The sequence below is a fragment of the Methylobacterium sp. WL69 genome (genome assembly GCF_008039485.1).
GTDB lineage: Bacteria > Pseudomonadota > Alphaproteobacteria > Rhizobiales > Beijerinckiaceae > Methylobacterium.
Genome location: NZ_VRUZ01000154.1, coordinates 1 through 5,647, shown reverse-complemented (window position 1 = coordinate 5,647; position 5,647 = coordinate 1). Strand labels below are relative to the sequence as shown.

Genomic DNA, 5,647 nt, shown 5'->3' with positions numbered 1-5,647 from the left:
CCCCGCGCCCGCCCCGAAGCCGCAGACGGCGCGCTTCGCCCTGCCGAAATCCGGGCCCCTCGCCCGGGCGCTGGAGGCGCTCAAGCGCGGCGACAGCCCGACGCTGGCCAACGTGCCGGAGGGGTTCGACGCCGTCGTGGTGGCCGACCTCGCCAGGGCGCTCAGCCGCGACGTCGAGGGTCCGGCGGTCCTCGTCCACGTGGCGCGCGATTCCGGGCGCGCGGCCGCCTTCGTCAACGCCCTGAAGTTCGTCGCCCCCGAGATCGAGGCCATGAGCGTGCCGGCCTGGGATTGCCAGCCCTACGACCGGGTCTCGCCGAACGCCGCCATCGCGGCCCAGCGCATGACCGCCCTGTCGCGGCTGTCCCGCTCGCGCTCGTCGGAAGAGCAGCCGCGCATCCTCTGCACCACCGTCAACGCTCTGATTCAGAGGGTGCCTCCCCGAGAGAAGATCGCCGTCGAGACGTTCTCGGCCGCCATCGGCAACGTCGTGCCCATGGATCGGGTCACCGCCTGGGTCGAGGCCAACGGATTTCTGCGCACGGGGACGGTGCGGGACACGGGCGAATACGCCGTGCGCGGCGGCATCCTCGACCTGTCGCCGCCGGGCCTGCCCAACCCCATCCGCCTCGACTTCTTCGGCGACACCCTCGAATCGATCCGCGCCTTCGATCCCGAGACCCAGCGCACCATCGGGCAACTCCGCTCGCTGGACCTCGTGCCCATGAGCGAGGTCCAGCTCACCACCGAGACCATCCGGCGCTTCCGCCAGGGCTATATCGGGATCTTCGGCGCGGCGACCCGCGACGACCGTCTCTACGAGACCATCAGCGAGGGCCGGCGCTATGCCGGCCTCGAACACTGGATGCCCCTGTTCTACGACCACCTCGACACCCTGTTCGATTACGTCGCCGGCGTGCCGATGGTGTTCGACGCGCAGGTCGAGGAGGCGGCGGCCGAGCGCCTCACCCTGATCCGCGATTATTACGACGCCCGCGCCGAGGCGGTGAAGACGCCGTCCCCCGGGGTCGCCCCCTACAAGCCCCTCAAGCCCTCCGCCCTCTACCTGACTCAGAACGAGTGGCGCGACCGGGTGGCGGCGGCCGCCGTCGCCCGGCTCTCGCCGTTCTCCGTGCCCGAGAGCCCCGAGCGCCTGACCATCGATTGCGAGGGCCGGGCCGGGCGCACCTTCGCGGCCGAGCGCGCCGACGAATCGGCCAGCGTGTTCGACGCCGCCGTGGCCCACGTGAAGGAGCTCCAGGGATCCGGTCATCACGTGATCCTGGGGTCCTGGTCCGATGGCTCGCGCGACCGCCTGTGCTCCGTGCTCGGCGACCACGGCCTGAAGAAGCCCATCGCCATCAACACCCTGACGGCGGTGAACGCGCTCAAGCGCGGCACCGACGTGGCGGTGGCGGTCTGGGGCCTGGAATCCGGCTTCATCGTCGACAAGCTCGCGGTGATCTCCGAGGGCGACATCCTCGGCGACCGCCTCGTGCGCCAGAAGCGCAAGGCCAAGCGCCCGCAGGACATCATCCTGGAGGTCCAGGCGCTTCAGCCCGGCGACCTCGTGGTCCATGCCGATCACGGCATCGGCCGGTTCGTCGGCCTGAAGACCGTGACGGCGGCGGGCGCCCCGCACGACTGCCTGGAGATCCAGTATGCCGGCGGCCTGCTGCTCCTGCCCGTGGAGAACATCGAGCTCCTGACGCGCTACGGCTCGGAGGACGCGGAGGTCGCCCTCGACCGCCTCGGCGGCGGGGCCTGGCAGGCCCGCAAGGCCAAGATGAAGAAGCGCATCCTCGAGATGGCCGGCCAGCTCATCAAGGTCGCGGCCGAGCGCTTCGTGCGGCAGGCTCCGCGCCTGCACGCGCCCGAGGGGCTCACCGACGAGTTCGCGGCGCGCTTCGCCTTCAACGAGACCGAGGATCAGGCCGCGGCCATCGATGCCGTACTCACCGACCTCAATGCCGGCCGGCCCATGGACCGCCTCGTCTGCGGCGATGTCGGCTTCGGCAAGACCGAGGTGGCGTTGCGCGCCGCCTTCGCCGGCGCCATGGGGGGCAAGCAGGTGGCGGTGGTGGTGCCCACCACCCTCCTGGCCCGCCAGCATTTCCGGACCTTCGCCGAGCGCTTCAAGGGATTGCCCGTCCAGGTGGCGCAGCTCTCGCGCTTCGTCTCCGCCGCCGAGATGAAGCAGAACCGCGCGGGCATCGCCGCCGGCACCGTCGACATCGTCGTCGGCACCCACGCGCTGCTGGCCAAAGCCATCACCTTCAAGGATCTCGGCCTCATCATCGTCGACGAGGAGCAGCATTTCGGCGTGGCCCACAAGGAACGCCTCAAGGCGCTCCAGGCCGATGTCCACGTGCTGACCCTGTCGGCGACCCCGATCCCCCGCACCCTGCAGCTCGCCATGACGGGGGTGCGCGAACTCTCCATCATCGCGACGCCGCCGGTGGACCGCCTGGCGGTCCGCACCTCCGTGACGCCGTTCGATCCGCTCCTGGTCCGCGAGGCGCTCCTGCGCGAGCGCTATCGCGGCGGCCAGTCGTTCTACGTCGTGCCCAGGATCGAGGATCTGGCGGAGGTCAAGAAGTTCCTCGACACCGAGATGCCCGAGACCACCGTGGCGGTGGCCCACGGCCAGATGGCGGCCGGCCAGCTCGAGGACGTGATGACCGCGTTCTACGAGGGCAAGTACGACGTGCTGCTCTCCACCACCATCGTCGAATCCGGCCTCGACATCCCGACCGCCAACACGCTCATCGTGCACCGGGCCGACATGTTCGGTCTGGCCCAGCTCTACCAGCTGCGCGGCCGCGTCGGGCGCGCCAAGGCCCGGGCCTACGCCCTGTTCACTACGCCGGCCAACCGCACCCTGACGGTGCAGGCGGACAAGCGCCTCAAGGTGCTCCAGACCCTCGACACCCTCGGGGCCGGCTTCCAGCTCGCCTCCCACGACCTCGACATCCGCGGCGCCGGCAACCTGCTCGGCGACGCCCAGTCCGGCCACATCAAGGAGGTCGGCTACGAACTCTACCAGCAGATGCTGGAGGATGCGGTCACCGCCCTGAAGGCCGGCATCGAGGAGCCCGCGGAGGAGGCGTGGTCGCCGACCATCGCCCTCGGGGCGCCGGTCACGATCCCGGAGGACTACGTCGAGGACCTCACCGTGCGCCTCGGCCTCTACCGCCGGCTCTCGACCCTGGAGAACGATGCCGAGATGGAGAGCTTCGGGGCCGAGCTCATCGACCGGTTCGGGCCGCTGCCGCCGGAGGTGGAGCAGCTCCTCAGGATCGTCACCATCAAGATCCTGTGCCGCGACTGCAACGTCGAGAAGGTCGAGGCCGGACCGAAGGGCGCCGTGGTGCATTTCCGCGACAAGTCGTTCGCCAACCCGCAAGGGCTGGTGGCCTACGTCGCGGGGCAGGCGTCCTTCGCCAAGGTGCGCCCGGACATGAGCATCGTCTTCATCCGCGACCTCGACTCGATCCCCGAACGCCTCAAGATCACCACCACGATCCTGCGCGAGCTGTCGAAGATCGCCCATGCCAGGAAGGCCAAGGCCGCCTGACAAAGACCGCCTGACGAAGGCTGCCCGAACGCGAAACGGGCGCGCCTCCCAGCGCGCCCGTCGAGGCGAAATCCCGTTATACGGTCGTCGGTTAAGCGCGGACGCTCAAGCGTTTCCGCAACGTGTCGAGCGCTGGCGGACAGCGATGATCAGAGATCGGGCTCGTTGAGGACGTAGGGGCCGATCTCGCTCTGGAGGTCGATGCGCGTGCCGGCCTGGCCGGCCATGACCTCGTCCACGACGATGACCGGAATCCCGGCCTGGCGCATCTGCTCCCGCAGGCGCTCGGACAGCAGCGCGTAGGCGGGATCGCGCGACGACGTCTGGAGCAGGATGGCGGCCGGGCGCGCGATGACTGCGAGCACGTCCTGCGCCGCCTCCAGGGACGCGGTGACGCTGGCATAGCCGAGCTCCGCGAGCTCTGCGGCCAGCGAGCGGTCGATGGCCCGATGGCCATCATCGACAACGAGAACCTGTTGCAGCGCACCCATGAGCGTCAGCGGTAGTCCATCCATCGTCCCTTGGGAAGGGACCCGTGTGACAACACACACGGCGACGATTGGTTCGCTGGCGCAAAATCGGGGTTTTGGTGACGGTTGCGTGGTGGATGGACTCGCAGTCCGGCGCCCGGACCTCATCCATCACATCCGGACGCTCTTCTAAACTACTGATAATAATTCATCTTCTGCAAAAGAATTCTGATTCGCTTCCGGGACGAAGATCGGGTTTCGAATTTATGACGCCCGTCGTGCGTTTTCGGGGCCGTGGCCGTGTCTGGCGTCAATCACGGGTGATCCCCGTGGCCTGGCCGGCGTCGACGGGGGCCCGGAACGGCGAGGACAGCCAGGCATCGATGAACGCGGGCTGGGGGATGCCGCGTTGCAGCGGTCCCGCGTGGCAGGCGCGGCCGCGGAAGGCGAGGGTGCCGTCGGCGTCGCGGCGCAGGCTCATCAGGGTCGAGACGGGGTTGGCCCGCTCGGGCGCCGCCAGGGTGAGGGCGACGTCGCTGCCGGCCCGCGCGCCGGTGAGGAGGACGATCTCCTCAAAGGCGACCACGTCCATCACCTTCGGCGCGTCCGGCCCGGAGGGCAGACGGCGCGGCGGAAAGCGGGCCGGCACGCGGTGGACCAGGAGGATGCCGGCGAGCGTCGGGGGCAGGCGGCAGGCGGCGAGGTTGGCCTCGAGGGCGGCCGGCACCACGAGGTGGGTCGGCATCGGCCGCTCCAGGGCCTCCGTGAAGGCGGCCGCCTCGAACACCGGCATCGGCTCGAAGGCGGCGCCGGCGACCAGGGCGGCGCCGAGGCCGGTGACGAGGCCGCGCAGGTCGCTGCCCGGCAGGAGGGTGAGGAGGCGCGCGCCGGGCGCCATCCGGGCGGTGACGCGGTGCGCGGCGATGGCCGCCAGGAGGGCGTCGCCGCTGCGATGGATCGGCCGGGTGGGGTCGCCGCCGGCGAAGCTGACGAACCCGCCCGGACCCGGGGCGAACGGCCCGCCGGACTGATCGAGCACCATGGCGTCGAGGTTGATCACCCCGTCCGGCACGTCCGGCCCGAAGGCGGCGAGGTAGCGCAGGCCGAAGTATCGCGCCGCCACCCGGCACAGGCGCTCGGCTGGACGGCTCGCGCCGAAGCGGGCCTGGGTCAGCACGGCGTTGATGCCGGCGGCCTGGACGGCGGCGACGAGGCCGTCCTCGTCGAGGGCCGGGGGCAGGAGGCAGGGAACGTGGCCGGCCGCCTCCACCGCGAGGAGGGCGAGTGCGCCCTCGACGCCGCCCGGCAGGGCGATTCCGATCCGGCTCGCGGCCGGCAATCGCCAGCCGCGCAGGCCGTTGGCGAGGCGCGCCACGATCTCGGCGGCGGCGCCGTAGGTCCAGGTGATGGCGGGCCGCCCGCTCCAGAGGGGCTTGCCCGCCGGATCGACGAGGGCGACCCGTTGCGGATGGGCGTAGGCGGTGGCGGCCAGCAGGGTGCACAGGCGCTGGGTGCGGGACGGGGCGTCGCGCCCCTCCGGCCGGCCGGCCGGGGGCGCCTGCGGCCCGGCCGGGGGCGGTGGGATTCCCGCCTCCAGGGC

Annotated in this window: 3 protein-coding genes; 1 reads left to right on the top strand and 2 read right to left on the bottom strand. The window is 70.9% G+C overall.

Features of this window, described 5'->3' with window-relative positions; translation table 11 throughout:
• A partial coding sequence (gene mfd, locus FV218_RS21740) for a transcription-repair coupling factor (protein ID WP_246685232.1) occupies nucleotides 1-3,577 on the top strand: 3,577 nt, incomplete at its 5' end.
• 149 nt (nucleotides 3,578-3,726) lie between these two features.
• On the opposite strand, the gene FV218_RS21735 is transcribed toward mfd, so the two are convergent.
• Nucleotides 3,727-4,068 (bottom strand): hypothetical protein, encoded by a 342-nt coding sequence (locus FV218_RS21735; protein ID WP_056097360.1) that lies wholly within the window; start codon nucleotides 4,066-4,068, stop codon nucleotides 3,727-3,729.
• 289 nt (nucleotides 4,069-4,357) lie between these two features.
• The gene (locus tag FV218_RS21730) at nucleotides 4,358-5,644 is read right to left on the bottom strand and encodes an AMP-binding protein (RefSeq protein WP_147711521.1); all 1,287 of its coding nucleotides are present in this window, start codon (nucleotides 5,642-5,644) and stop codon (nucleotides 4,358-4,360) included.
• Nucleotides 5,645-5,647 lie beyond the last annotated feature (3 nt).